This window comes from Pseudophaeobacter leonis, assembly GCF_002087335.1.
In the GTDB taxonomy this organism is placed as follows: Bacteria; Pseudomonadota; Alphaproteobacteria; order Rhodobacterales; family Rhodobacteraceae; genus Pseudophaeobacter; species Pseudophaeobacter leonis.
In genome coordinates, this window is sequence record NZ_MWVJ01000016.1 from 68,305 (window position 1) to 95,181 (window position 26,877).

A 26,877-nucleotide genomic window follows, 5' to 3' on the forward strand; every position below is an offset into this window, starting at 1 on the left:
AAAGATACATCAGAATGAGGATGTCAGCTGATTCTTCCTTTTTTGTCAGACCAGTCCGGGCCTGCGCTTTGCTGACGCAAAACAAACAATCCTGTCTTTGGCAAAAGATTGCATCACTGATTAAGAAAATTGAAACTAAATGGACTTAGCGGCGCCCCATTTCCGCCATCTTCCCAAACCAAATATGAATGAGGCAAAAATCCGTTTCACTCCTATCTCCCTTTTTTGGGGGACCAAAGAGGCTGTTGTTCATGACCATGTGTCCCAAGACTGCGACCACTCTGCCGCTTTTTGTGTTGCAAAAAGGCGCTGACAGGCTGCGTGCATATCGGCGCGACGACAGCGGTGTCATGACCTATCCGACAATTGCGTTTTTTCTGGCCATGCTGGCCGTGGGCGGCATTGGGGTTGATCTGATGCGGATGGAACGGGACAGAACCGTTCTGCAATATACCCTCGACCGCGCGGTGCTGGCGGCCGCCGATCTGGACCAGACCCAAACACCTGCCGTTGTGGTACAGGACTATCTGAACAAAGCCGGGCTTGGTGAGTATTACGCACCACCAATTGTTGAATCCGGACTGGGATACAAACGCGTCCAGGCGACAATCGACACCACCTTTGAAGCGCATCTGCTCAGATTTTCCCGTGGCGGCAATATGCCCCTCTATGCCAGCTCAAAAGCCGAAGAAAGCATTGACGGGCTGGAAATCTCGCTGGTTCTGGATGTGTCTGGCTCGATGAACTCGAACAGCCGTCTCAGCAACCTCAAGGTCGCCGCCAAGGATTTCATCGACACGATGGTCGCCAATACCAGCGATGGCAAAATGTCGATATCGGTGGTGCCCTATGCCACGCAGGTCTCCTTGCCGGATGACCTGATCGAGCAATATTCCACCGCTGGCACCAACCCTTACTCAAATTGCATCGACTTTAGGGGCAGTGACTATACCAGTGCAGATTTGCCCACTGATGTGGAGCTGGACCGCGCAATGCATTTCACCCCCTGGGGCTATAGCAGCCGCGACATGCGCACCCATTACAGCGAGCCCCGTCTGATCACCAGTCCGGTCTGTGACGATCGCGCCTCGCGCGAAGTTCTGCCGCTTCAAAAAGATGCCAGCACCCTCAAAACCTTCATTCAGAATCTCGTGGCCGGCGGCAATACCTCGATTGATACCGGCATGAAGTGGGGCACAGCCCTGCTGGACCCAAGCGCACGCCCCGCCATCAATGCGATCTCCACCGGCGTCGGCGCATCAGTGCCAGCCGAGTTCAGCAACCGGCCGGTAAACTACGACGATTCAGACACCATCAAGATCATCGTGCTGATGACCGACGGCCAAAACACCTCGCAATACTATGTCGATGATGATCATCGCGATGGGCCGTCCGGGGCGCATTTTGCCATCCTGGAAGGGCGCGAGGATTTACGGTACAACACCGGAACGGCCTCGCTGAAGGTCTATTCCACCTATGATGCGCAGAATGGCCGGTATTTCTGGCACATTTCAGGGGAAGATGGAGATGGCATATGGGCCGACCATCCAATTGGTACCGGCAATGATACATTTAGGGAATGTGATCGCTACGGCAATAACTGTGAGTGGATCAATGAGCAGGTCGCGGCCTCGCATCCCGACAGCTATGTAGAGGATCCCATAAACGGCCAGTTCCTCGGACTGAACTACAGCGAATTGTTTGCCCGCACCTCACTGAAATACCTCTACCGCTATATCTTTGCGGATTGGATGGGCAGCTACAGCGCCCGTGACGCATGGTACTATGGGGTCTATTCCAGCCATAACAATTCGACCAAAAACGCCCGGACCCGCAGCGTCTGCGACGCCGCCAAAGCCAAAGGCATCATCGTCTACACCATCGGATTTGAAGCACCCGGTGACGGCGTGGCAGTCCTGCGCGACTGTGCCAGCACCGATGCCCATTATTTTGATGTGAACGGGCTGGAGATCAAGGACGCCTTTGCCTCGATAGCCACCTCGATCCGCCAGCTGAGGTTGACACAATGATCCTGTCCTCTGCATGGCAGCTGCTCCGCCGTTTTCGCAGCCAAACCGATGCCGTGGTCACGGTCGAGTTTGCCATCCTCATTCCTCTGTACTTTATGTTTCTGACCTCGACCGTCGAGCTGGGCATGGTCATCCTGCGCCAGTCACAACTGGAGCGCGCCGTTGATGTTGTCGTGCGCAATATTCGCCTGAACACGGGCGCGACCCTGGAGCATGATCAGGTGCGCGACGATATCTGCGCCGTCTCGGGCTTCATCGATAATTGCGCAACCTCTCTCAGGCTCGAGATGGTGCAACTGGACCCCTTTGCCTGGGCCGGGGTAGATCCCCAGCCTAAATGCATCAGCAAACATGAAGAGTTTCTGCCGGTTATTGATTTCCTGACGAATCGTCAGTCGAATGATCTGATGCTGATCCGCGCCTGCATGCGCTTTAAGCCCATGTTCTCGGGCTGGGGGCTTGGAGAGGACATCGCCGACCCAGAAGGTTTGGTGAGCCTGGTGGCCACCTCCGCCTTTGTACAGGAGCCGAGGTAAATCATGCTGTCATCCCTGATCACCCGCCCGATCACCCACCTGCTCACCCGCCTGCGCGCCTTTCAGCGCAGCACCGAAGGCACCGTCACGGTCGAGTTCGCAATCTATTCGCCGCTCTTGTTGTGGCTGTTTGTTGCGATCTACACCTGGTTTGACGCTTTTCGCCAGGAGACCGTCAATCTCAAGGCGACCTATACCATCTCGGATTTGATCTCGCGTGAGACCGCTACGCTGAACGAGACCTATATCGACAGCATGTATGAGATGACCAAACTGCTGATCCGCGGCGACTCGCAGATCACCCTGCGCGTCTCGGTCGTGCGTTGGGATGCGGACAATAATCGCTACTATATTGACTGGTCGCGGGTGCGGGGCCCTTCGCTGCCCGAATGGACCAATGCCAGCATTGTCGGGATCACCGATGATCTGCCGACCATGCCGGATGAGGAACGCGTTATTCTGGTGGAGACCCGCAATGAGATGACGCCTGCCTTCCGGGTTGGGCTGCCGGATCTGGACATCAACAACTTTGTATTCACCCGTCCGCGCTTTGCGCCGCTGGTGCCCTTTGAAGGCGGTGTCAACAGTGACGGCTATCACGATGACAACCCCAACGGCGACGAAACCGAAACACTGGACCCCGGCGCCTAGTCTCTCTTGACCGCATGTCAGTTTTACCTTGTCGGGCTCCCGTGGGTCTAGGTCCTCAGGGGAGGAGCAGGCTGTGGCTGGCCATAAAGCCAGTGTCGTTACAGACTGCGCTGCGCGATCATCGCGGCAAGAATCTCTGACATCGCCTTGCTTTGCGAGGCAGGTGTGACGCCGCCAACGCCGATCCGCCGCCCGGCGCGCCACCACAGACCGGGGAACCAAACCCGCGTGCCCGGTGTCGCGGTGCGGATCAAAAACCCGTTTGAGGGCTTAAAGGCAAAAAAGCCGCGATCAATGGTTTCAATATCTGCGACCCGCGCAATCACCGTGCCATCGCTGCAGCGCAGCTCTTCTTCGGTCAGCTCGATCTTGTGACTGGTCGCCTGCCACATCCGCACCGAGAGCCACAGTGCGCCGACCCCGACAGCCAGCAAGAACAGCAGCCAGCCGATAGAGGGCGGTGTCGACAGCGCGACAAACAGCAGGGTGACGCCAATAACGGCCAACATGGCAACGCCCATGACACGGCGCAGCCCCGAGGCCTCTACTGCTAACAAGACTTCACCCGACATCCGTCATTCTCCTGGCATTATGCGGCCCTGTGCTCAGGACACGTCTGAAGCTGGGACATAAACTGAATTTGGCGAAACGAACAGCCCCGCTCTCGCAGCACACAAACAACCCGCAACGCGGCAGGCTCTGTGCAGTCGCGCACAGAGCTGGTTGGCTGTTGGGTATTTTGTGAGCCATCAATGCGCTCTACCTGTTGGGCAGCATAAATTCCACAGGAGACGCTCCCATGTCGCTCAGGCCCACATCTCCCAGGCCAACATCTGCCACCTCTCCCCGGCCCATCCTGGAAACCCGCGAAGCCCGCGCCACGCTGGAAGGCGCTGGCGTCAAACTGCACCGTGCCTTTGGCTTTCAGGACCCCAGCGAGCTCGACCCGTTTTTGCTGTTTGATGATTTTCGCAACGAAGACCCCGCAGACTACCTGCAGGGCTTTCCCTGGCACCCCCATCGCGGCATCGAGACCATCACCTATGTTTTGTCCGGTGAGGTAGAGCACAGCGATTCTCTGGGCAATACCGGCAGCCTTGGCGCCGGGGACGTGCAGTGGATGACCGCCGGGTCAGGCATCCTGCATCAGGAAATGCCACGCGGCAACGCAAACGGTCAGATGCACGGGTTTCAGTTGTGGGGCAATCTGCCGTCCGACCAGAAAATGTGCGCGCCGCGCTATCAGGACGTCGCCGCGCATGAAATCCCTGAGGTGACGGACGACGACGGCACCCGTGTGCGGGTGATCACCGGAGAGTTCTGGGGCAAACGCGGCCCGGTGGATGGCATCGCGGCCGATCCGCAATACCCCGACGTCTCGGTGCCGCCGGGGGTGACCAGAAACCTTTCGCATCGACACCTACCGGCGCGCCTTTGCCTATGTTTTTGAAGGCGCCGGGGCCTTTGTCGATGCCTCGCCCCCGCAAGGGGTTCTGCTGGAAAAAGAAGTGGCAGGCCAAGAGGTCAATATCCGCGATCTGTCCGGCAACCGGACCTTGATCCGCTTTGGCACCGGCGACGAGGTCACGCTGCAGGCCGGACCAGAGGGCGTTCGGTTTTTGCTGATTTCCGGCGCGCCGATTGATGAGCCCGTAGCTTGGCATGGTCCCATCGTGATGAACACCCGCGCCGAGCTGCAGCAGGCCTTTAAGGATCTGCGCAACGGCACCTTTATCGCTCCCGCCCACTAAAAGGGCCCACTAAGACGGCCTACTAGCCACAGAGCAGGCCAAAGCGGCGGTCGGGGGATAACCTCGCTCGCCGCCACAACCCACAGGCATGACGTGGTCCTCAGGCGGTGACCGATTTGCGCACCATATCCCAATAGACGCTTTCCACCTCGTCAAGCGACAGACGGCCGCCGCTGCGATACCAGGTCATCACCCCGTTCAGCATGGCAATCACCGCAAGGGTGGCGATCTTGGTGTCGGGAATAGTGAACTGCCCCGCAGCCACCCCCTGTTTCAGCACCGATTCCAGCGCATCCTCATAGGCGCGCCGCCAGGTTTCGATCGCGACAAAATTCTCTTCGGTCAGATTGCGCAATTCCATATAGGCGATGAATACCGCATCCGGGCGCTGCATGTGAAAGCCGATGTGAAAGCGCACAAAGCGCTCCAGCTGCGCCATGGCATCTGGTGGATCCTGAATATCCGCCCCCAATGCCCTCTCAGAGCCCCAAGCCGCCAAAAGTTCACGCATATGACCTTCCATAAGCGTGTAGAGCAGGCTTTGTTTATCTGGGGTGTAGTTGTACAAGGCACCGGCCTGCACCCCGACCTCCTTGGCGATCTGGCGCATCGAGACGGCCGCATAGCCATGTTGCGCAAACAGCCGCAGCGCTGCGGCGCGAATGCGCGGGCCTGTGATATCAGAATGAGAACCTTGAGTACGTGCCATAACCGGGACGGTAACTGAACATTTGTTCAGAAAAAAGACCCTGGCCGCGAATTTGCGCGCACAAAATGAACCTGACCCGAAAAAGGTGCCGCCACTGAACGCATAGCCTGGACGCATAGTCTGGACGCGTTGCTTGTACCCTGCAGCCTGATTGTGCATCAAGGGGTAACAAACGAAAGAGTGACATGATGCGCCGCCTTCCCCTGATGCTTGTTTTCGCCTGCCTCGGCGCCACCGCGCTTGCACAGTGTACCCATGAGCCTGAGCTAAACAATCAGGTCACGCCCGATCTGCGCAATGCCGACTATCCGGATCTGTTGCCAATAGAGGGCCTGCTGCCGCCCCTGCCCGCCCCCGAAACACAAAGTGCCGAGCTGGAACAGGAGCTGAAAGCGCGTAGCAGCAATCTGGAACGGCGCGCCGAGGCGCTGCGCCGCGCGCAAAATTGAGCAAAGACGCGGCAGCTCACAACAATCAGGGCACGCAGATTCGGGTATTTCAGGGCAAAATCCCACGCGCCCTGCCAGCGCCGTTGCACCCTTTCCCTGAACCCGCTAAGGCGGGACAACACTGATGGATACAAAATAAGGATCTCCGGCTATGACAAAACCGCTTCGTCTTGGGATTGCAGGTTTGGGCACGGTTGGCGTGGGGGTGGTCAAAATCGTCCGTCGCCAGGCTGAAATGCTGGAGATGCGGACAGGCCGCCCGGTGGTCATCACCGCAGTGTCGGCCCGCGACGCCAACAAGGACCGTGGCGTGTCCCTCACCGGCTATGCCTGGGAGAGCGATCCGGTTGCTCTGGCCAAACGCGACGATGTCGATGTTTTTGTCGAACTGATGGGCGGCCATGAAGGTCCGGCCAAAGAGGCCACCGAGGCGGCTCTGGCCTCTGGTAAGGACGTGGTCACCGCCAACAAGGCGCTGCTGGCTATCCACGGCCAGGCTCTGGCTGAACAGGCCGAGGCCGCCGGACAAGTGATCCGTTTTGAAGCCGCCGTTGCCGGTGGCATCCCTGTTGTCAAAGCCCTCACCGAAGGGCTGGCCGGCAACCAGATCAGTCGGATCATGGGCGTGATGAACGGCACCTGCAACTATATCCTCACCCGGATGGAAGCCACTGGCGACGGCTACAACACCCTGTTCGAGGAATGCGGCCGCCTTGGATACCTTGAGGCCGATCCCAATCTGGACGTTGGCGGCATTGATGCGGGGCACAAGCTGGCTTTGCTGTCCTCAATCGCCTTTGGCAGCAAACCCGCCTTTGATGACGTGGGTGCTGCAGGGCATCCAGCGTATTGCCATCGATGACATCCGTCATGCCGCCGATATGGGCTACCGCATCAAACTTCTTGGCGTGGCGCAGCGCACCGGCCGCGGGTTGGAGCAGCGCATGACCCCCTGTCTGGTGCCAGCAAGCTCACCGCTGGGACAGCTGGAAGGCGGCACCAATATGGTGGTGATCGAAGGCGACGCAGTAGAGCAAGTGGTGCTGCGGGGCCCCGGTGCTGGCGAAGGGCCAACGGCCAGTGCGGTGCTTGGCGATATCTGTGATTTGGCACGCGGCTTGCGTATTGCCACCTTTGGCCAACCGGCAACCACGCTGCAAGAGATCCCTGCCGCCCAGACCGGCCTGCCTGCCCCCTACTATCTGCGTCTGGCGCTGCAGGACAAACCCGGAGCCCTCGCCAAAGTGGCCGCAGCGCTTGGCGATGCCGGTGTCTCGATCGACCGGATGCGCCAATACGGCCACTCCGAGCCCACGGCTCCGGTGCTGATTGTCACCCATAAATGCACCTCTGCTATGCTGGACACCGCCACCGAGGCGCTGGCAAAAACCGGTGTCGTTGCTGGGGACCCGGTCGCGCTGCGCATTGAAGAGCTGTAAAACCAGTTCAAAACCCAACAAAACCGAATAAACGCGCGCAAATATGCTCCCTCCAGAGCACAGCGCGCGCCTTAACCGCCCAAGCGAAAGCTATCATCCCTTGCCCGCCGCCCCTGCAAAAGGCTATGCGACAGGCAGCCCGTACGGATTGAAACAGGATATTGAGTATGACCTCGACCACCCCCGACGTCGCCAAAGACGCCCCCTTCCATGATCGCATGTTGTCCCTCGGCCTCGCCCGTGTTGCCGAACAGGCCGCACTGGCCTCGGCCTCGCTGATTGGCCGTGGCGACGAAAAAGCCGCCGACCAGGCTGCCGTCAACGCCATGCGCGAACAGCTGAACCTGCTCGACATCAAAGGTGTCGTGGTGATCGGCGAAGGTGAGCGCGACGAAGCGCCGATGCTGTTCATTGGCGAAGAAGTCGGCACCGGCAAAGGCCCCGGCGTTGATATCGCGCTGGACCCGCTGGAAGGCACCACGCTGACCGCCAAGGACATGCCCAACGCGCTGACCGTTATCGCCATGGGACCACGCGGCTCGATGCTGCATGCCCCCGACACCTATATGGACAAGCTGGCCGTTGGCCCCGGCTACGCCGAGGGCGTTGTCTCGCTGGATATGTCGCCGCGCGCCCGCGTAGAAGCACTGGCTGCTGCCAAGGGCTGTGCGCCTTCTGACATCACCGTCTGCATTCTTGAGCGCCCCCGCCACGAGGCCATGATCGCCGAAGTGCGCGAAACCGGTGCTGCGATCCGCCTGATCACCGATGGTGACGTGGCTGGTGTCATGCATTGCGCCGAATCCGCCACCACCGGTATCGACATGTATATGGGTCAGGGCGGCGCCCCCGAGGGCGTTCTGGCCGCCGCTGCACTGAAATGCATGGGAGGTCAGATCTTTGGCCGCCTGTTGTTCCGCAACGATGACGAAAAGGGCCGCGCCGCCAAGGCCGGCATCACCGATCTCGACCGCATCTATACCCGCGACGAGATGGTGACCCAGGACGTGATCTTTGCCGCGACTGGCGTCACGGGTGGATCCCTCCTGCCCGAGATCAAGCGCCAACCCGGCTGGGTTGAGACCACCACACTGTTGATGCGCTCCAAAACCGGATCGGTCCGCCGCATGTCCTACCGCACACCGGTTGACGCACTCTAAGCGTAAACAACAGCCGCAGGGTTGGCTGGTAGGCCTCGATGACAGGTCAGTTGGCAGGTGATCTATCAGGTCATCTATCAGGCAGGCCAGCAGGCAGCACGTCCAGGTACGACATTTTTCAAAGGGCCGGATCCATCGGGGTTCGGCCTTTTTGACAAATAACAGAGGGAACAGCGATGAGCTTTCTTGGGGTTGAGAATTCACTGACAGGACGCCGCTGGCTTGGCCTTGGTATCGACCTTGAGCGCGCCGCCGAACATATGCAGCAGCAGACCGGCCTGCCCGCGCCCCTGTGTCAGGTGCTGGCCCGGCGCGGTGTGCCCGCCCATGAGGCAAAGGGGTTTCTCACCCCGCAACTCAAAGAGCTGCTGCCCGATCCGCGCCGCCTGAAAGATATGGAAGTGGCCGCCACCCGGTTTCTGCAGGCGGTGGAAAAGCGTGAGCGCATTGCCATATTTGCCGACTACGACGTGGATGGCGGCAGCTCTGCTGCGCTGCTGATGGTCTGGCTGCGCGCCATGGGCCTGCAGGCAACGCTCTATATCCCTGACCGCATCGACGAGGGCTATGGCCCCAACGACGAGGCCATGTCGGCGCTGGCACGCGATCACGACCTGATCATCTGCGTCGATTGCGGCACCCTCTCGCATGGGCCGATTGCGGCCGCCAAAGGCGCCGATGTGGTGGTGCTGGACCACCACCTGGGCGGAGAAACCCTGCCCGACTGCGTCGCGGTGGTGAACCCTAACCGTCAGGACGAAGACGGCGATCTGGGCCTATTTCTGCGCGGCTGGCGTGGTGTTTTTGATGCTGGTCGAAACCCGCCGTCAGGCCCGTGAAAAAGGCCTGGGGACGGGGCCTGATTTGCTCAGCCTGCTGGATCTGGTGGCGCTGGCCACTGTGGCCGATGTGGCACCGCTGATTGGCGCCAACCGCGCGCTGGTCCGGCAGGGCCTAAAGGTTCTGGGCGCCCGCCAGCGCCCCGGTCTGGTGGCGCTGGCGGATGTCTCGCGCATGGATGCGGCCCCCTCGACCTATCACCTGGGCTTTTTGCTGGGGCCGCGTGTCAACGCCGGTGGCCGCATCGGTAAGGCGGATCTCGGCGCACGCCTGCTGGCGACGGACAATCCACACGAGGCCGCCGCCCTGGCCGAACGTCTGGATCAGCTCAACACCGAACGCCGTGACATTGAAAACGCCGTGCGGGCCGCCGCGATGGAGCAGGCCGAGGCCCGTGGTTTTGACGCCCCACTGGTCTGGGCCGCAGGCGAAGGCTGGCACCCCGGTGTCGTTGGCATTGTCGCCTCGCGCCTGAAAGAAGCCGCCGGACGCCCCGCCGTGGTCATCGGGTTGCACAATGGCGAGGGCAAGGGCTCTGGCCGTTCCGTCACGGGCATTGATCTTGGCGCCGCCATTCAGCGCACCACCGCCGAGGGGTTCTTTATCAAGGGCGGCGGCCACAAGATGGCTGCGGGCCTCACCCTTGCCGAAGATAAGCTGGAGGCCGCGATGCAGCGCCTCAGCGAGCTGTTGGCCAAACAGGGCGCCGGGGATCTCGGCCCGTCGGATTTGAAACTGGACGGCATGCTCATGCCGGGCGCGGCCTCTGTTGATCTGATCGAACAAATCGAACAAGCGGGGCCCTTTGGTGCCGGAGCAGCAGCGCCGCGCTATGCCTTTCCCGATTTGGCCGTGCGCTTTGCCAAACGCATCGGCGAGACCCATCTGAAGCTCTCGCTGACCGACGGTATGGGCGGCAGTCTTGATGCCATCTGCTTTGGCGCATTTGACACAGCACTGGGGCCACGTCTGCTGGAGCATGGTGGCGCGCGATTCCATTTTGCAGGTCGGCTGAAAATCAACACCTGGGGAGGCCGACAAAGCCCGCAATTGCGACTGGAAGACGCGGCTGCCTCCAGCTGAACTGCTGTAACCGCCTTGAATTAAGGGGGAAATCCACATGGTGCAAAAAATTTCTCTAATCGGCCCTTTTTACCTTGCGGCTTTGGCCGGGAGAAACTAAACACCGCTCCACAGCAAGTGGCCCGTTCGTCTATCGGTTAGGACGTCAGGTTTTCAACCTGAAAAGAGGGGTTCGACTCCCCTACGGGCTGCCACTGTTCTTCTTCACACTCATCGTTTTATCGTGCAGGCGCAGCCTCTGCGCTTGATTTGAAGACGAAATATTTCACTTTTGTTCAGACACTTAACGCCTCGCGAAAAACCGTGAATTTTTGCAAATTAGCCTCTTGCGTAGCGGCCTGTGACTAAGTAATACAGCCAAACAAATAGTGGCCCGTTCGTCTATCGGTTAGGACGTCAGGTTTTCAACCTGAAAAGAGGGGTTCGACTCCCCTACGGGCTGCCACTTCTCCCTCCTCAGATCACCTTTATGATTGCCACTTATGATTGCTTCCTTGGCAATTTGCTCATGAGCATTGGTGAGATCACAGCAGTGTTTTGACCCGTTGGGCCAACTCCGATTTAGACATGCTGTTAGAGCGGCTGCCAGCCAGTCAGCTAATCAGCCAGTGTTCAAAATCCACGGATACTGCATTGCTGGCGCGAGCCCCATCCTCGACCGTTTTACATCCCTCAGGACGCGCCGGTTGGCGTCGGCTGTGGCTCGTCCTTTTGCATCCCCTGTTCGTAGAAACAGTGCTGGGATCGGCCGGCTCGTTTCGCAGCATAGGAGCGCCAGATCCGCTTGATGCAGGATTTCGGCCGCTTCAAACGGCGTGTTATTCCACACCGACAATGCGGTTCCTGCACTGGCCGAAACCTTGCAAAGCCTGCCGCCATAGGGGACCGGTTCCTGCAGTTGAGAAATGAGGCGTTTGGCCAGAGCCTCGAGAATCTTGGGTTCGTTAACGCCCTCAAACAGGATCACAAACTCGTCGCCGCCAATGCGGGCCACCGTATCTGTCTGTCGGGTGCAATCGACCATCACTTTGGCAACATTCTGCAAGACCGCATCACCGGCGGCATGCCCAAGGGTGTCGTTCACCTCTTTAAAGAAATCGGATCGACATGCATCAGGGCAAAATCAGTGCCGGTACCAATCAGACGCTTCAGAATATGATCCATAGCGCGACGGTTTTTAAGCCCTGTCAAAGTATCCGTAAAAGCCTGCTCCTCTGCCGCAATCATTGCGCCCTGCAAACGCAGGTTCAACTGCCGGGACGCCTCCATGGCGGCGGATTTGGCCTCAACCAGGTAGAGCATTTCAATCGTAAGGTCGGTGGGGGAAAAATCGGCACTGGTCAGATCATAGTCGCGCACCGCCTCAAGGACCGAAATCCCGAACGAAAGGTTGATCAACGCCCCTCGACCCTCTGGCAGAGGCACAAGCACCCCCTTCAGGCTGGTTTGCGGTGTGTCACGGAACTGCAAATGGAGCTTGGCGCCAGCGGTTTGCAACAAATCATCCATTGAGCGGACCCAACGAGGACGCGAAAGATCAAAGACACGGAAAAACCTTTTGCCCTCCCACTGGAAACCCGGGCGCAGCTTTCTGAGCGTAGGCCCAACACTGACCAGTCGCCCCGAGGCATCAATCACGGCATGCATCGGGCAGAGGCTGTCCGCAATCGTGGTCAGTTCATCAGCATTCATGTTCGTCATAAGGTATGCGCCCCTAGATCAAAGATCCGCCCCTCTGCAAAATCAGTCTCGACCAGAGTGATCGAGATCACCTCTGCGCCGTCTTGCATACCGCGATGCTCCAGAATAACCAGATCGCCGTAATCATCTGCCATTGCGCGCAAAACCCCCATCATAACATAGGCATAGCCCGGCAGGCCGGGCTGGCAGATCAAATCAAACTGACCTGGGGATTTTTCGACCAGTTCCAGCGGCGGCAAATGCAGATCGGCAACCGCCAGTCTCGCCGGTCCGACAGGTCATCAAGCGAATGCAAGAACTCTACGTAGTTGACGCCCCCAAAACGCAGCAGCCGACGCAGGGCCTCAACCTGAGGATTGGAGACCAAAAAGGTCCCCGTGTCTTCTAAAATCTCCGGCAGTGGGCGCTCGAGAACCGCTCCATAGCTTTGAGCATTTTGTCGGATTGCTCATCCGTATAGATCAACATGGCCTCGAACTGATCAAAGCCGAGATCCGCAGTATCCATAATGTCGACCCACCGCTCTTCCCCGTAGGTACTGACGACGAAGGCCTGGATAGCTCTGTTGATCAGACCGTGCATCAATTGGCCCCTTGTTACGCCACGTACATATTTGGGGCCGGATCCTTAAGATACGCCCAACAACTAAAATTTGACGGAGTTTACCGCTCCGAATTCTGTCAAACCACCTCAGCGTGTCGGCGCTCTTGCCCAATAATGGCTGCACCTCAATAACACGCCGTAAACGATACCCGTAAAAAGCACCTCAGCAACTGCGCCGGGCAAGCGTTTCCAGGTCCAGTCGAGTCGGTGCCTCATATTGAAAGCGTTCATAGCCTCTCAAATGGAAACGGGGAAGAAAAACCACACACCGACGACCGCAGTGTGACAAGAAATCACTTTGGAGAGCTCAAAAGCACAGGTGTAGCGGCCACAAGACAGGTTTTTTGCCCGTCAAATTCAGGGCCCTTACCGGCGTGTCCCCAGCCCGCCCCCGCTTCAAAAGGTGACCGCCCAGAAAAAACACCAGTTAATTAACTGATATAATTTACTAAAATTCAATTCCCCGGTGCGTTAAGCCAGAAAAAAACAGCGCGAGATGCCCGCGACCGGTAAAAGGTCGCCAGCGCGTTCAGGCGCGTCAAACCTGCAAAGAGGTTCACAGGAGCATGCCGCCGCCTAGAAATCCGTAGGTGCGCCCCCTTCTGATTTCCGGCGCGCAACAAAATCCTTCAGCTCATCATGAACCGCTGCCTCCATTGGCGGCGCTTCAAACTCGGCCAGAATATCCTTGTAAATCTTGTTGGCCCGTTCTGGCGTCCAAACCGCTCCGGCAGCCTCCCAGGCCTCATAGTTGCGCCAATCGCTCAGGAAAGGTTGATAAAAGGCCGTGGAATAGCGGTCCTGCGTATGCTGGAGACCAAAGAAGTGCCCCTCGTTGCCAACTTCGCGGATGGCATCCAGTGCAATCTCGTCGGGGCCTGTGGCGCAGATCTCGGGCTGCATGTAGCGTTGGATCTGTTGCAGAACCTCGCAGTCCATGATGAATTTCTCCGGGCTTGCGATCAGCCCTCCCTCCAGCCAACCCGCCGCATGATACACCATATTGGTGCCCGACTGCACTGCCGCCCACAGGGAATTGGAGGTCTCCCACATCGCCTGGCCATCCGGCACATTGGCGGCACAAACCCCGGAAGAGCGCATAGGCAGCCCGTAGAACCGCGCCATCTGGCCGGTCATCTGGGTGGCGCGCATGTACTCAGGGGTGCCAAAGGCGGGGGCTCCGGATTTCATATCCACATTCGAGGTAAAGGTGCCAATGGCGCAGGGCGTGCCGGGGCGCACATACTGAAACAGAGCAATGGCGCAGAGCGCCTCGGCCAGCGACTGCGCCACAGCGCCCGCCATTGTCACCGGTGCCATAGCCCCCGCCAGGGTAAAGGGGGTCACCACCACCGCCTGCCCCCGCCGCACAAGCCGCAGACAGCCGTCTATCATGGGATAGTCATGTTTGAGCGGTGAGGTAGAGTTTATATTGGTGTACATCCTTGGCGTGGCTTCAAATTCAGCCTCGCTCAGCCCGCCGGCAATGCGCACCATCTCCATCACGTCTTCGACCCGTTCTTTGCCCAGGGAGTAGGCATGCATGACCTTGTCGCAGAGCGTTAGCTTGTCATAGAGCACATCCAGGTGGCGCACCGAGGCATGGATATCCACCGGCTCAACCGGGTAGCCGCCGGCGAAATGAATGCAGTTGAAATACTGGGTAAGCTTCAGCAGGTTACGGCATTGTTCGCGGGTTCCTGCCACTTTTTTGCCAAGGTCCACATCCCAATAGTTTGGCGGTGACGAGACATTGCCAAACAGGATATGGTTGCCCCCCACCGGCAGGGCCCGGTCCGGATTGCGCGGCGTGATGGTAAAGCTACTGGGCGCCTTGGCGACCATCTCCATGACAAAGTCACGATCCATCCGCACCAGATCGCCCTCAACCCTGCAGCCTGCTTTCTTGAGGATCTGCAGCGCTTCGGGATTGAGGAAGGTGATGCCAATCTCTTCGAGAATGCGCATGGCACCATCGTGCACGGCGGCAACCCCTTCCGCCGAGAGCGGCTCTATGGGGCGATCAATATTGACCGGAATGGACCAGGGCATCTGCTGCAGAGTTGCCTTGCCACGTCGTGCCGCAGCCCCGGCCCGCCCGCCGCCTCGTCTGCCTGTTTCGCGTGCCATGACCGTCTCCCTGCATAATCGCGGCCTCTGGGGTGAGACCCTGCTCTGACATGCAACAGGCCCAATTCAGCCTGCGCTGACCTGTCCGTTCACGACATATCCTGTCGTTTTTTCTCTTCTCCCCCCTCTGCGCAGGTTTTTCTGTACAGAAGTGCCCAGTTCTACACAGACCAAACCCTCCTGCCCAACGAATTCCCTTCGCAAACGCCCCGGAAAATAGACTGGCGAACAGCCCGGTGAACAGCCTGAGACAGAATTGAAAAGGTCCGCAGGCTCAGCGATCAAGCCAATCAGGGATATGCCCGATATTGGGCAAGACCACGTCCGCATGTGGCGCCAGATCATCGTGCTGTGCCATGCCTGTCAGCACGCCAATGCGCATCATGCCTGCCGCCGCGCCGGCAACCAGGTCATGCAGACTGTCGCCCACCATGGCGGTGCGATCTGGGGCAACTCCGGTGGCGGCGCAAAAGGCCAAAAGCGGGTCCGCATCCGGCTTTACCCCATGGCCACTGTCAAACCCCGCCACAAAGGCAAAACGGTCCAGCACGCCCGAACGCTCAAGCTGACTGATGGCCGAGATTTCCGCATCATTGGTCATCACCCCCAGCACTTTGCCACGCGCCAAAAGCCCGTCGAGAAAATCGGCCAGAGGCACCGCCTCGCTGAGGGCCGCAGAGGCCGCGCTTTTGGCCAGAAACCGCTCCAGCTCAGCCTCTTTCATCTGCGTCACAAAGGGGGCCAGAACCGCCGCCACCTCGCCGTTTGAGCCCGCAATGACCAGACTGTCGGCGTTAAACGCACCAACAGTACGATCAAAACTGATCACCGTGGCCATGGCCTCTGCCCGTGCGTCATCCCCCTCGCAGAGATGCTCCAGCATATCCGCAGCCCAGGAGTTCCAGGTCGCCGCGAAGTCAAACAACGTTCCGTCTTTGTCAAAGAGAAAGGCATCCACCGGCATCATATTTCCTTGCATGTTTTGATCTGGCGCGAACCGTATCGGCAAACGTCGGCGGCGCAAGCCCCATGTCGGCTGAATGTCGGCTAATAACACCTGAATTCAGGTCCAATGCACCTGCGCGCCGCCCGGCAAAGCCATGCGCGCCATCATTGGCACCTCGTAGGACAGACCTGCCTGATCACAGAACTGAACCACCCAGGCATCGTCCATTGTTAAGAAATCGAGCAGCGAGCCTAAAAATTCCGGATCTGCGGCATTTGCCCTCAGATCGGCCTCGGCAGCGCCCGTCGTGCCCATAAACACCGGTAACAGCTCATCATTTGACATAAGCCAGGTAAGAGCCCTGAGGGCAATGACCTCGGCTTGATCGGCGGAAAACTGCATGGCGGACCCATTCCTGACACGTTGCGGACAAATTAGTAAAAACCCGAAACAGTTTATTAACCAGTCTGACGGAAACTTCCAGTGTAGCGAGCACAAGGCATGAAAGGCGACCCGCGTGCAAGGAACGATCCTGGTCATAGATGGTATCTCCACCAACCGCATCATGCTGAAGGTTCAGCTGACGGCGGCCTACTATGCCGTGGAACAGGCCGACTGCGTGGCAGACGTGCTCGAGGCCGCACGCCACAGCCGCCCCGACCTGGTGCTGACCGCCATGGCGCTGCCCGATGGCACCGCCGCTGATGTCAAGGAAGCGCTGCGCCAGGACGAGATGCTCGCCGATATTCCCGTCATCGCTATCACCCAGTCAAATGCGTCCGAGCGCCGTCTGAATGCCCTGTCGGCCGGGATTGATGATGTGCTGCCGCAGCCGGTGGATGATGTCATCCTGCAGGCCCGCATTCGCAGCCTGCTGCGTGCCCGCAGCGCCAATGAAGAATTGCACATGCAGCGCGATGCCTCGCATGGGTTTGTGTTGCCGCTGTCGGATCGCGCAGGGCACCCCGACTGCCTAAAGGCCAGCGTTGCTCTGATCGCACAAGACACCCAGACCGCCCAGGCCTGGGCCGAGCGCCTTGGGGAACACGTTCCCTACGATCTGCATTGCCACCAGCTCGACGATATCAAACTGATGATGAGCGCGCCGGTTGCGGATGTCTTTGTCGTTGAGCTGAACGAGACCTCTGCAGGTCCGGGCCTGCGACTACTGGCAGATCTGCGCGCCCGGGCCGCCACCCGGCAAGCGGTGGTCATCGCGTTGCCAAATCCTGCCGACCCTCAGATCGCAGCCGAAGCGCTGGACCGGGGGGCGCATGACGTGCTGCAGGCTGGCTTTGATGTCGAAGAACTGGCCCTGCGCCTGACCACGCAACTGCAGTATAAATCCCGCAATGACCGGCTGCGTGACAGCGTGCGCAACGGGCTGCGCGCCGCCGTGCAGGATCCGATGACCGGGCTTTATAATCGCCGCTATGCCAAGCCCTTTCTGGACCGCACCGCCACGCGCGCGGCCGAAAGCGGTGACACCTTTGCGCTGATGCTTGCCGATCTTGATCACTTCAAGCGGATCAATGATGAATATGGCCACCCTGCGGGGGATGCTGTTCTGATAGAGGCCGCACGGCGCCTGCAGGACCAGCTGCGCCCAGTTGATCTGGTGGCGCGCGTCGGTGGTGAAGAATTCATGATCGTGCTGCCCGGCGCCGACGAGATCTCTGCCGGCATGGCGGCAGTAGCCCTCTGTAATGCCATCAACAGCCAACCGTTTCAGGTTCCTGGGATCGCCAGCCCCATCGCGGTTACAATCAGCATTGGCGCGGTGATTGGCCGTGATCTGGCCCGGAAAGACGACCATGGCGAAAGACGCGGCTCTGACAGGGTCGCAAGCTGCGTGACAGAGCTGATCTCACAGGCGGACCGGGCATTGTATGACGCCAAAAATGCCGGTCGCAATCAGGTTACCCTCAGCAAAAACCGCACAGCTGCAGCCTAAGACCGGGCGGCCTCCTAGTGCGCGAGCGCTGCGAGGTTACGGCGTGAGGCTGCAAGGGCTGTCGAGAGCTGATACGGTGGCAGTTACGAGTGCAGATGCACGGGCACGCTTGCCATATCTTGACAGAGCTCATCAAATCCCACCCACAAATCCCACCCACCGCATGCGAAGAGGTGCCGCAAAACCGCGACGCCCCGCATTCAGGCTCAAATGGCACATCACCGCCTGTCACAGTCCCAGTGAATTAATCTCTGTCTATCAATCCCTGGCTATCAATCCCTGCCCGGCCCCTTCCTGTGATGGGGCCCCTTCTCCATCTGCCGCTGCATGCGATCAGCCAGCTTGCGCCGTTGCTTCAGACTCATCCCTTCAAGGCGGCGTTCCCAGATCTGGGCAACCGAGCGTATAAACCCATCGGTTTCAACAATATGCGCCTCGACAACGGCCATCACCGCCGGGGCATCCAGTGTCTCGGCCCGCAAAAGAGCGATGACCTGTTCCATTTCTCCACGTCGGCGGTCGTGAACGCCCCCCGTCTCCCCTCCCCTGTCCTGCAACAGGCGCCGGACTTCCTTGCGGCCAAGATCCTTGAAGATAAACCGACCCAGCATCGGAGGGTGACCCGCCCCATGAGCGCCATCCTTAAACCGCCAGGCGGCTCCTGCGCCAAGCCCGATCACCGCAAGGTTCAGGGCCAGCGACACCACCAGAACCGCTTTCAGCCAGGGCCGCAGCCCCTGCGTAGTTTCTTTGGTCATTCGAACACCTCATCGCCCATCAACAGGCTCACATCATAGCCCAAGTCAGTTATCAGTTGCGATCCACTGGAGAACGCAGCAAAGCGTTCGACAGGGTCAGGAAGAAACGCTGGCGGCGCCAAGCCGATCCAAAGTCCCGCAAGGCTGGCAGCTGCCATCCCGCCAAACGCAGGCCAGCCCCCGACCGCAGCAGCAAATTGCCGCCAGATCCGGTGCGCAGTGCTGTGCCGCCCAGCTGTTTGTCTCGCGGCCTGATCCGCTGACTGGCTGGCCAAACCTTCACTCCGGGTTTTCTGCAGTAAGACCGCGTCGGCCAGAATTGCCGCTTGCAGCGCTACCGGCACATCTGGCCGAGCCCGGCGTGCCGTGGCAAAGAGCTCTTCCAGGGGTGCGTCCAGAGCGCTGTCCAGCGGACTAATCCTGTGGGCAGTCCTGTGGGTTGTCCAGAGAGTGGTCGTCCATCTCCCCCCGCGCCTCACTCAGAGACGCGCCCCGTGCCGCAATCAGCGCCGCAATCCGTTCTTTCTCTTGGTCAGACATCGCTATACCCCAGTTCTTCCCGGCGGCTGGCAAGGATCTTTGCCAGTGTTCGCTTGCCGCGCGCGGTCAGGCTTTCTACTGCCTCGACGCTAATTTCCATGATCCCCGAGATCTCGGGGTTGGTCAGCTCTTCTATATGGCGCAAAACCACCGCCTGACGCTGCCGCTCTGGCAACTGCATCAGCGCCTGTTGCAAAGCATCCTGCCGGGCCAGTTCCTGCAAGTGTTCCGGTGCGGAACGGGCCGGGTCCGGAGGTTCCGGGATTGCATCCAGATCAATATGGCCGCCGCGCTGCCTGCGCTTGAGATCAATACAGAGGTTCATCACCAACCGGTACAGCCAGGTCGAGACCTTTGCCTGTCCCGGCTGCCAGTCAGGCGCCATGCGCCACAGACGCATCATCGCCTCCTGGGTGACATCCTCGGCCTCGGCTGCGTTCCCCAAAACCCGCTGAGCTACGCCAAAACTGCGCGGCGCCAGACGCTGCATCAATTCCGCAGCCGCCCGGGAGTCGCCATTAGCATAAAGCACCAGCAGTGCGTCATCGCTGAGGGCGGCTTCCTGCGACGCCACCCCGCGCAGCACGCTGGGCACACCCTGCGCCGGACCTTCGCCAGACATACCGCCAGAACCTCCGCTCACCTCTGGCAGCCCCCGCAAAGGGGGCCGCGCAGATCGTATGGGCTTTGCCTGAAACACAGTTCAATAATCAGTTCTGCTCCGACTGAGCACCCTTGGTGCAGCCCCCGTCTTTGCCTCCCCAATGCTTGCCACCGCGGTGCATGCGGGCCTGATTGAATTCTTCTTTCGAAATCCCACCACTGGCATCCTTGTCCATTTTTCCGAACATATCACCATGGCGACCGTGCTGAGGCAACTCGCTTTCGCTGAGGGCGCCATCGCCATCCTTGTCAAAGCGCTCGATCATTTTCTCGCTACGTTTCGCCATCCGCTTTTGCGCCATGGCCTGCATCTCTTCGGGTGTGAGCTTGCCATCGCCATTGCTGTCGGCTGCCTTGAATCGCTCGGCCTTATGTGCCGTCATCTCGGCCTGGGTGATTTCACCATTGCCATCGGCATCAAGCTCTTCGAACTGCATATGCGGACCAGGACCGCCAAACCCTGACTTGGCCGCAACGGCTGTTGCTCCCAGAACACCGGCTGCTGCAATGATCGCCGCACCGATTGTGGCCCCGATTTTCACCTGTGTTTTGACCTGTGTCATATCTGTTCTCCTGTAGGCTCCAAAGCAGCCCTTTGCTGCCGGATACACAGACTAAACGCGCAGCCCGCGGGTTTCCGTCGCTCAGGCCCCAAGAAATATGAGGCCTGAAAAATTTGCCCCGCAAAAACCAGACCCCCAAAAATTGCGGCATCGGGCCGCAGAGTTTGCCTTGTGCTTTTCATTGCGCCGCCAACGCGCAAAGATGCCGCCAAACACACAGGTGACATATGACCGAGTCTCAAGCTTCAGCCGCCAGCGCCTTATCCGGCTCTCCGCAGAGCGCCGCCCACGAAATGCGGCCCACCTGGCCCGCCCTGGCAAAAGGCTGGCGCCGCAGGTGCCCCGATTGTGGCAAAGGCCAGGTCCTGCACTCCTATCTCAAGCTGAACAAAAACTGCAGCAACTGCGGTCTTGATCTGTCACAGGCCCGCGCCGACGATGGTCCCGCCTACCTGACAATTCTGATTGTCGGGCATCTCATGGCGCCGCTGCTGCATGTGGTCTATTTCACCTGGCGCCCGGAACCTCTCGTAACGTTTTCCGTTTTCGCGATTGGCTGCACTGCCTCTTCGCTTTATCTTTTGCCCAGACTAAAAGGAGTGGTGGTTGCCTATCAGTGGGCCCGCCGGATGCATGGCTTTGATAAAAAGAGCTGACATCCTCTGACCAGACCAAACGGGAGAGGCCAATGAGCACAACAGCGATCCAGGGCGTAACATCCGAGGACAGAACCGCGATCCGCAATGCCGCGACGATTATCGCCCTGCGCGACCGGATGAGCGAAAACCCCAAGGTCCTAATGGGCCAGCGTGGTGCCAAGGCGGCGTTTATGCCCAATAAATTCGTCTTTCCCGGTGGCGCGGTTGATCTTGCGGATGCAACTGTCCCCCTGGCGCAGCCGCTGCCCGAAGTCTGCCGCGTCCGGCTGGAAGATCAAGCCAGCGCAGGCCTGGATCACGCGCTGGCGGTTGCCGCTATTCGGGAACTCTGGGAAGAAACCGGCCTGATCCTTGGGTCTCCCGGTGTCTGGCAGGATGAATCGGCCCCGACTGGCAGGGGTTTGCTGCCACCGGGCATCTGCCTTCGGCGCGCGCTTTGCAGTTCGTCTTTCGCGCCCTGACGCCTCCTGGCCGTCCACGGCGCTTTGATGCCCGGTTCTTTCTTGTGGATGCTGACGAGATCGCCAGCGATCTGGATGATTTCTCGCAGGCCTGTGATGAGCTGTCCCATCTGCAATGGATCCCTCTGAAAGAGGTGCGCAGCTTTGATTTGCCCTTTATCACCGAGGTGGTTCTGGCCGAGGTCACAGGCCGCCTGCAAGACCGCAGCCCGCCAACCAGCGTGCCATACTTTTGCAACAACGACGAAGAGAGCTTGTTTTTGCGTCTGAAAGGCCGCCCCATGCCCGGTGTGGACTAAGCCCAATCAAAGACTGATTACAGAATAATTGCAAACTAATTACAGGCAGAGGGGGAAACCTCTCTGCCTGGCTATCTGACCGCAAGGCCAAGCGCCAGGATAGACAGGACCAGCAGCGCCATCCCCAGCATTTCCCGGCGGCTGATCGTTTCTTTGAAAAACAACACAGAGGCCAGGATAGACAACAGAAGTTCAACCTGACCCAGCGCCTTTACATAGGCGGCATTCTGCATGCTGAAGGCCCAGAACCAGCAGAAGGATCCGCCCAGGCTGGTCAGTCCCACCCAGATCGCAACCCGGCGCGCTTGCCAGACGCGGGTGATCTCGCCTCGTTCGCGAAAGTACAGCCAGACCACCATCAGCAGCGTTTGCAGGCTCACCACAGCAGCCAGCGTCACCCCGGCGCGAAAGGCCGGCGCCAGATCGCCCAACTGCAGCGAAGCACCACGATAGCTGACGGCGGAAAAGGCAAACAGAATGCCGGCACCAAGCCCCAGCCTGGACGCGGTGTTGGTCAGGTGGCGCCACCAGGCGCCCGTGGCCTCAGGCGGCTTTGACAGCACCAGCACAGCGCTGAGCCCGACCAGGATCGACACCCAGCCCCAGACGCTGATGCCATCGCCGAGAACCAGCAGACCGACGATGGCTGTCTGGATGACTTCGGTCTTTTTAAAGGTGATCCCAACAGCAAAGTTACGCTGCTTGAACAGGGCCACCACGCAGACCGTCGCCAGAATTTGCGACACACTGCCAATTGCGGCATAGAGCCAGAACTGCCCGCCCAGAGGTGGCAGGCTCTTGCCGCTCACCGCCAGATAAAGCGCCATTCCGGTCAGGATGAAGGGGGCAGAATAGAAAAAGCGGGCAAAGGTTGCGCCGCCGGGCGACAGGGTGACAGAGCTCAGCACCTTTTGCAGCATAAACCGCAGGGTCTGAAAGCTTGCAGCTGCAAGCGTGACGGGTATCCAGATCAACATAGCCGCCGTTATGGCCACCTAGGGCTTGGATGGCCAGAGCGGATGTGGCACCGGATCCTTGCTGCGCAGCAGGTAGCGCCAGATAACCTGGCGATAATTGCGGTAGTGATAGCCCTCATTCACCTCAAGAAAATTCTGCCGGTTTTCCCGGTAAAGCCGTGGCAATGCATGCCAGGGCACGCCGGGATGCAGGTGATGCACGATGTGCAGATTGTTGTGCAAAAACAACCAGGCCAGCGGACCGCGATCCTCGATCACAACCGTGCGGCCGTTACAGTCGGCATGTGCTCTGTGCTCAAGAAAGGTGCGGATTTTGAGCAGCCCAAGGCTGGCATAGGCCCCAAGGCACAGCGCCCAAAGCGGCGTTGGCGTCTGCTGCGTGATCCAGACCACCAGCGCCACGCCGATCAGGTGCAGGAGCCAGTCACGCAGCACTGCCCGGCCAATGGCCCGATCCTTGCCGCGCCACAAATGCCAATCTGCCGCCATGAATGAAACCTGCCCCAGCAGGGGGCCCAGCGTCACCCGCCCCAGCAGTGTATTGTTCAGCCGCAACACAAAGCGCCGCCACATCGTCATGCCCTCCCAGGTCTTTGGATCCTGAAAATTGCTCTCAGGGTCATCATAGGGGTCGGTCAACCGCTCATCTTTGTGATGCGCCAGATGGGTGTCGCGAAACCTTCCGTAGGGGATGAACAGGGTCAAAGGCAGGAACATCAGCGCTTCATTCAGGCCCCGGTTGCGGAAGGGATGCCCATGCAGCGCCTCATGGCTGAGCGACGAATGCAACGCGGCCAAAATCGCAAGGCAGCCCACTGTCAGGGCGAGGCTCACATCCGGAAGGAAGAAAAGTGCCGAAAACCAAAGCCCATAACTGGCAAGGATCAGGACCAAAGTCCCCCACTCGACTCCGCGGGGCATGAGAGCAGAGGGGCTGATGTTTTCCCGGCGATCAGACATTGGCCCGCTGCCGGGCAGTGACCCGTCCCCCGGCAGCGGCCCGTGCTCCCGTATGGGACAGGCCCCCCGTATAGGACAGGCCCCAACTGATCCGGGTCCAGACCCGCTCATAGATCAGGTAGCTGGCAAAACCCAGGGCGGCGTTCACCAGCGCCATGGCGCCGCCAAGACTGGCAGAGCCGGTTGCCACCACGCCGACCAATGTCATGGAAGCAAGGCCAATTGCGTTCCAGACCAGCGCCTTCACCAGGGATCGCTTGCGGGTTTCCATATGCCTGTTTCTCCTGTGGATGTGTTTTCAGGAGACTAGGTGGCAAACGCCTTGTGCAGAATTCTGAATATGATTAACTTTTCTCATCAATGGTGATAATAGTGAACTCATGCCGCATATTATGGACAAGCGCCTTCGGGCCGAACAATTCCGAACCCGCCTCAACCGAAGCCTGCGCGAAAGCGGCTTGAGCCAGAGCGCTCTTGCGCGACAAACCGGGGTGGATCGCTAGACCATATCGCAGCTGCTCAATGATGCGGGCGCGCGCCTGCCCAACGCCCATGTGGTTGGGGCCTGTGCCGCGGTGCTTGGGGTCTCGGCCGACTGGCTGCTGTCGCTCTCGGACCGCCCCGAAAGCGCTGCCGAGCTGTTGGCCTCCAGCCTCTCCCTCAGTGAGGCCCCCCGGGCCCTGGTGGATCAGCGGATCTTTGACTGGCACCGCGAGGCGGCGGGCTACAAGATCCGCCACGTGCCCGCCGCGCTGCCCGACATGTTAAAAAGTCGCGCCCTGCTGGAGTGGGAATATGCACCGCATCTGGGGCGCACCGCCGGCCAGGCCATCGGCGCCTCCGAAGACCGTCTGGCCTGGATGCGCCAGTCCCAGTCCGACTACGAGATCGCCATGCCGATCTATGAGCTCGAGAGCTTCGCGCATGCCTCCGGATACTACTCCGGGCTCCCGTTAGATATCCGCCTGGAGCAGCTGGAGCAATTTGAACGCCTCACCACGCAGCTCTACCCACGCCTGCGGATCTATCTCTTTGACGCAAAACGCTTGTTTTCGGCGCCGCTGACAATTTTTGGCCCACTGCTTTGCGTCTTTTACGGTGGCAGCCACTATATGGCGTTTCGCGACCGTGAACGGATCGAGACATTCACCCTCCATTTTGATCAGCTGATCTGCGAGGCTGACATCACCGCCCGCCAGATTTCAGGACGGCTCCGGGCCCTGCGCGCCGCAATCAGCTCCTAACGCCAAAGCGCTCCCGCCAAACCAGCGTTCTGCAGCCACCCTGCGCCCAGCGTCAGGCGCACAGCGTGCGCCGCTCAGGCTCAAAGCGCGGCAGCGCTTTGAGCCTGCCCCTCCTGCAATGCCGCTATACTTTCGGATCTGGGTTCTCGGTATGGCCATCCACCGCGATCACCTGCCCTGACACCAGCCGCGCCGCGTCTGAGCCCAGGAAAACCGCCATATTGGCAATATCGCGCGCTTCAACAAGCCGCCCCATTGAGGTGCCCGCGGCATAGCCCTGGTAGACCTCATCGCGGCTCATGCCCTTGGCTGCAGCCTCACGCTGCAGCACGCCTTCCATGCGCGGGCCTTCAACCGCGCCGGGACAGATCACATTGGCACGAATACCAAAGGGCCCCAGCTCCAATCGCCAGGGTTTTGGTCAACCCCACCATCGCCCATTTCGCCGCCGCATAGGGCGCGCGATTGGGGTAGCCATATTGCCCCGCAGTTGAGGAGGTCACAATGATCGCGCCCGCCTGCGCCGTCTTCATCATCGGGGCCGCGTATTTCGCCGCCAGAAACGCCCCTTCCAAATTGATGCTGACGCAATTGCGCCAATCTTCCAGCGCCACATCCTCAACCAGCGCCGTCGGCCCCGCAATGCCCGCATTGGCACAGAGCACATCAAGCCCACCCCAAGCAGCCGCGATGTCCTCGAACAGCGCTTTTACGCCTGCCTCATCCGCCGCATTGAGCTGCGATTTATGCCAGTCCCCCGTCAAGGCCGCCAGATTTTGCGCGCTGATATCCGTCACCCAGACCGCAAAACCCGCAGCCGCAAAAGCCTCGGCCATCGCCTGACCAATGCCCGCGCCCCCGGCGGTGATCAGAACCCGGTTTTTTGGGCTCACCCCTCACCGGGACGCTCCAATGGCACGGCCCAGACCCTCAGGCGCTTCAAGCGCTGCATGCGCCTCGGCCAATCTGGTCAGGTTTGGCTTCGATATGCGGTGCAGGCGGGGCCGAGCGGCGGGTTTTCAGATCCACATGCAGCAGCATGTGTTCGCCAGTCGCCAGCAACCTGTCGCCCTCAAACATCTCATGCCACAGGTGCATCTTCTTGCCCTGCCCCATGATAACGCGGCTGGTAATGTGAATGGGATGACCCGCATGCACCTCGTCAATATGACGGATATGGGTTTCGGCGGAAAAAAAGCTGCCGCCACTGGCGATCTACGCAGCATCGCAGCCAATGATCGCCATCAGCCGGTCGGTGGATTGCGCAAAGGCATCCAGATAGCGGCTCTCGGTCATGTGGCCGTTGTAGTCCGTCCAGTCCAGCGGCACGATGCGGCTTTGCGTCAGCACCGGCTGGCTCAGATCGGCGATCTCGTCAATGGAATTGACCAGCCCGGCCTCGCCTTCCAGGGTTTTATCATGGGCGTTCTGTAGCGCCCCGGCCCCCCAGTTATTGGCGCCAAGCGCGCGCATCATGCCCACAAGGTTATCATCGCGCATGCGCTCCATCTCGCGGATTGACATGTGGCCGGACTGAGCATCCGACTGGCCTGCAATCAGATCCACCAGCTCGTCGGTGAATTCCGGCACATCCATCAGCTTGGTCCAGGGCGAGTTCAGGCAGGGGCCAAACTGCGCCATGAAATGCTTCATGCCTGCTTCGCCACCCGCTACACGGTAGGTGCCAAACAGACCCATCTGCGCCCAGCGAATGCCAAAGCCATAGCGGATGGCGTTGTCGATCTCCTCAGTCGTGGCGATGCCGTCTTTG

At 59.6% G+C, this 26,877-nt stretch carries 18 protein-coding genes, 2 tRNA genes and 10 pseudogenes; 14 read left to right on the plus strand and 16 right to left on the minus strand.

Going from position 1 to position 26,877, the window contains the following annotated elements:
• The first annotated feature begins 251 nt into the window (after nucleotides 1–251).
• From B4968_RS05765 to B4968_RS05775, 3 genes are read left to right on the plus strand one after another with little or no spacing between them, the layout of a single operon-like run.
• The gene (locus B4968_RS05765) at nucleotides 252–2,030 is read left to right on the plus strand and encodes a TadE/TadG family type IV pilus assembly protein (protein WP_083097388.1); all 1,779 of its coding nucleotides are present in this window, start codon (nucleotides 252–254) and stop codon (nucleotides 2,028–2,030) included.
• Nucleotides 2,027–2,566, plus strand: a complete 540-nt coding sequence (locus B4968_RS05770; protein ID WP_083097390.1) for a TadE/TadG family type IV pilus assembly protein — start codon at nucleotides 2,027–2,029, stop codon at nucleotides 2,564–2,566. Before B4968_RS05765 ends, B4968_RS05770 begins: the two co-directional genes overlap by 4 nt.
• Nucleotides 2,567–2,569: 3 nt before the next feature.
• Nucleotides 2,570–3,217 (plus strand): TadE/TadG family type IV pilus assembly protein, encoded by a 648-nt coding sequence (locus B4968_RS05775; RefSeq protein WP_173907532.1) that lies wholly within the window; start codon nucleotides 2,570–2,572, stop codon nucleotides 3,215–3,217.
• A gap of 98 nt (nucleotides 3,218–3,315) precedes the next feature.
• On the opposite strand, the gene B4968_RS05780 is transcribed toward B4968_RS05775, so the two are convergent.
• The gene (locus B4968_RS05780; protein WP_083097392.1) at nucleotides 3,316–3,789 is read right to left on the minus strand and encodes a hypothetical protein; all 474 of its coding nucleotides are present in this window, start codon (nucleotides 3,787–3,789) and stop codon (nucleotides 3,316–3,318) included.
• A 227-nt stretch (nucleotides 3,790–4,016) separates the two neighbouring features.
• Between B4968_RS05780 and B4968_RS05785 the strand changes: the two are divergent.
• Nucleotides 4,017–4,968, plus strand: a pseudogene (locus B4968_RS05785) (pirin family protein).
• Between the two features lie 100 nt (nucleotides 4,969–5,068).
• Here B4968_RS05785 and B4968_RS05790 read toward each other — a convergent pair.
• Nucleotides 5,069–5,677, minus strand: coding sequence for a TetR/AcrR family transcriptional regulator (locus tag B4968_RS05790; RefSeq protein WP_083097434.1), 609 nt, complete (start codon nucleotides 5,675–5,677; stop codon nucleotides 5,069–5,071).
• 185 nt (nucleotides 5,678–5,862) lie between these two features.
• Between B4968_RS05790 and B4968_RS05795 the strand changes: the two genes are divergently transcribed.
• The 6 genes and pseudogenes from B4968_RS05795 to B4968_RS05820 all read left to right on the plus strand — a co-directional run bounded on the left by B4968_RS05795 (nucleotide 5,863) and on the right by B4968_RS05820 (nucleotide 11,093).
• Nucleotides 5,863–6,126, plus strand: a complete 264-nt coding sequence (locus tag B4968_RS05795) for a hypothetical protein (RefSeq protein ID WP_162843561.1) — start codon at nucleotides 5,863–5,865, stop codon at nucleotides 6,124–6,126.
• A 151-nt stretch (nucleotides 6,127–6,277) separates the two neighbouring features.
• Nucleotides 6,278–7,565, plus strand: a pseudogene (locus B4968_RS05800) (homoserine dehydrogenase).
• 167 nt (nucleotides 7,566–7,732) lie between these two features.
• The gene (glpX, locus tag B4968_RS05805; protein ID WP_083097394.1) at nucleotides 7,733–8,725 is read left to right on the plus strand and encodes a class II fructose-bisphosphatase; all 993 of its coding nucleotides are present in this window, start codon (nucleotides 7,733–7,735) and stop codon (nucleotides 8,723–8,725) included.
• A gap of 176 nt (nucleotides 8,726–8,901) precedes the next feature.
• Nucleotides 8,902–10,648, plus strand: a pseudogene (recJ, locus tag B4968_RS05810) (single-stranded-DNA-specific exonuclease RecJ).
• 119 nt (nucleotides 10,649–10,767) lie between these two features.
• Nucleotides 10,768–10,842: transfer RNA gene (locus B4968_RS05815), tRNA-Glu, on the plus strand.
• A gap of 176 nt (nucleotides 10,843–11,018) precedes the next feature.
• Nucleotides 11,019–11,093, plus strand: a tRNA-Glu gene (locus B4968_RS05820).
• Between the two features lie 227 nt (nucleotides 11,094–11,320).
• Here the strand turns inward: B4968_RS05820 and B4968_RS05825 are convergent.
• The 5 genes and pseudogenes from B4968_RS05825 to B4968_RS05845 form a co-directional block, all read right to left on the minus strand.
• Nucleotides 11,321–12,340, minus strand: a pseudogene (locus B4968_RS05825) (diguanylate cyclase domain-containing protein).
• 5 nt (nucleotides 12,341–12,345) lie between these two features.
• A pseudogene (locus tag B4968_RS05830) lies at nucleotides 12,346–12,931 on the minus strand (heme NO-binding domain-containing protein).
• A gap of 597 nt (nucleotides 12,932–13,528) precedes the next feature.
• On the minus strand, nucleotides 13,529–15,082 hold the full coding sequence (locus B4968_RS05835) for a trimethylamine methyltransferase family protein (protein WP_083097396.1): 1,554 nt from the start codon (nucleotides 15,080–15,082) through the stop codon (nucleotides 13,529–13,531).
• 274 nt (nucleotides 15,083–15,356) lie between these two features.
• On the minus strand, nucleotides 15,357–16,046 hold the full coding sequence (locus B4968_RS05840) for an HAD family hydrolase (RefSeq protein ID WP_083097439.1): 690 nt from the start codon (nucleotides 16,044–16,046) through the stop codon (nucleotides 15,357–15,359).
• Nucleotides 16,047–16,145: 99 nt separating this feature from the next.
• Nucleotides 16,146–16,430 carry a DUF3572 domain-containing protein gene (locus B4968_RS05845; RefSeq protein ID WP_083097398.1) on the minus strand — a complete coding sequence of 95 codons (285 nt, stop codon included), beginning with the start codon at nucleotides 16,428–16,430 and terminating at the stop codon, nucleotides 16,146–16,148.
• Between the two features lie 115 nt (nucleotides 16,431–16,545).
• Between B4968_RS05845 and B4968_RS05850 the strand changes: the two genes are divergently transcribed.
• Nucleotides 16,546–17,982, plus strand: a complete 1,437-nt coding sequence (locus tag B4968_RS05850; protein WP_083097400.1) for a diguanylate cyclase — start codon at nucleotides 16,546–16,548, stop codon at nucleotides 17,980–17,982.
• 272 nt (nucleotides 17,983–18,254) lie between these two features.
• On the opposite strand, the gene B4968_RS05855 is transcribed toward B4968_RS05850, so the two are convergent.
• The 4 genes from B4968_RS05855 to B4968_RS05870 form a co-directional block, all read right to left on the minus strand.
• Nucleotides 18,255–18,740 (minus strand): periplasmic heavy metal sensor, encoded by a 486-nt coding sequence (locus tag B4968_RS05855; RefSeq protein ID WP_083097403.1) that lies wholly within the window; start codon nucleotides 18,738–18,740, stop codon nucleotides 18,255–18,257.
• Nucleotides 18,741–19,154: 414 nt separating this feature from the next.
• Complete coding sequence (locus B4968_RS25135) at nucleotides 19,155–19,280, minus strand: hypothetical protein (protein ID WP_277620925.1); 126 nt, start codon at nucleotides 19,278–19,280, stop codon at nucleotides 19,155–19,157.
• A complete protein-coding gene (locus tag B4968_RS05865) occupies nucleotides 19,273–19,902 on the minus strand; it encodes an RNA polymerase sigma factor (protein WP_083097405.1) in 630 nt (209 codons plus the stop codon). Before B4968_RS05865 ends, B4968_RS25135 begins: the two co-directional genes overlap by 8 nt.
• 88 nt (nucleotides 19,903–19,990) lie before the next feature.
• Nucleotides 19,991–20,506, minus strand: coding sequence for an EF-hand domain-containing protein (locus B4968_RS05870; protein ID WP_083097408.1), 516 nt, complete (start codon nucleotides 20,504–20,506; stop codon nucleotides 19,991–19,993).
• A gap of 227 nt (nucleotides 20,507–20,733) precedes the next feature.
• Between B4968_RS05870 and B4968_RS05875 the strand changes: the two genes are divergently transcribed.
• Together B4968_RS05875 and B4968_RS05880 are read left to right on the plus strand one after the other, a co-directional pair.
• Entirely contained in the window at nucleotides 20,734–21,162 is a 429-nt protein-coding gene (locus tag B4968_RS05875; protein WP_083097411.1) for a DUF983 domain-containing protein, read from the plus strand.
• 32 nt (nucleotides 21,163–21,194) lie between these two features.
• Nucleotides 21,195–21,925 (plus strand): annotated as a pseudogene (locus B4968_RS05880) (NUDIX hydrolase).
• A 71-nt stretch (nucleotides 21,926–21,996) separates the two neighbouring features.
• Here B4968_RS05880 and B4968_RS05885 read toward each other — a convergent pair.
• From B4968_RS05885 to B4968_RS05895, 3 genes and pseudogenes are all read right to left on the minus strand, one after another.
• Nucleotides 21,997–22,902, minus strand: a complete 906-nt coding sequence (locus tag B4968_RS05885; protein WP_083097414.1) for a DMT family transporter — start codon at nucleotides 22,900–22,902, stop codon at nucleotides 21,997–21,999.
• An 18-nt stretch (nucleotides 22,903–22,920) separates the two neighbouring features.
• A complete protein-coding gene (locus B4968_RS05890) occupies nucleotides 22,921–23,862 on the minus strand; it encodes a fatty acid desaturase (RefSeq protein WP_083097417.1) in 942 nt (313 codons plus the stop codon).
• 79 nt (nucleotides 23,863–23,941) lie between these two features.
• A pseudogene (locus B4968_RS05895) lies at nucleotides 23,942–24,133 on the minus strand (DUF2061 domain-containing protein); the annotation flags it as partial.
• A 109-nt stretch (nucleotides 24,134–24,242) separates the two neighbouring features.
• Between B4968_RS05895 and B4968_RS05900 the strand changes: the two are divergent.
• Nucleotides 24,243–25,106 (plus strand): annotated as a pseudogene (locus B4968_RS05900) (helix-turn-helix domain-containing protein).
• A 124-nt stretch (nucleotides 25,107–25,230) separates the two neighbouring features.
• Here the strand turns inward: B4968_RS05900 and B4968_RS05905 are convergent.
• Together B4968_RS05905 and B4968_RS05910 are read right to left on the minus strand one after the other, a co-directional pair.
• Nucleotides 25,231–25,942: pseudogene (locus B4968_RS05905) on the minus strand (SDR family oxidoreductase).
• A 60-nt stretch (nucleotides 25,943–26,002) separates the two neighbouring features.
• Nucleotides 26,003–26,877, minus strand: a pseudogene (locus tag B4968_RS05910) (thioesterase family protein); the annotation flags it as partial.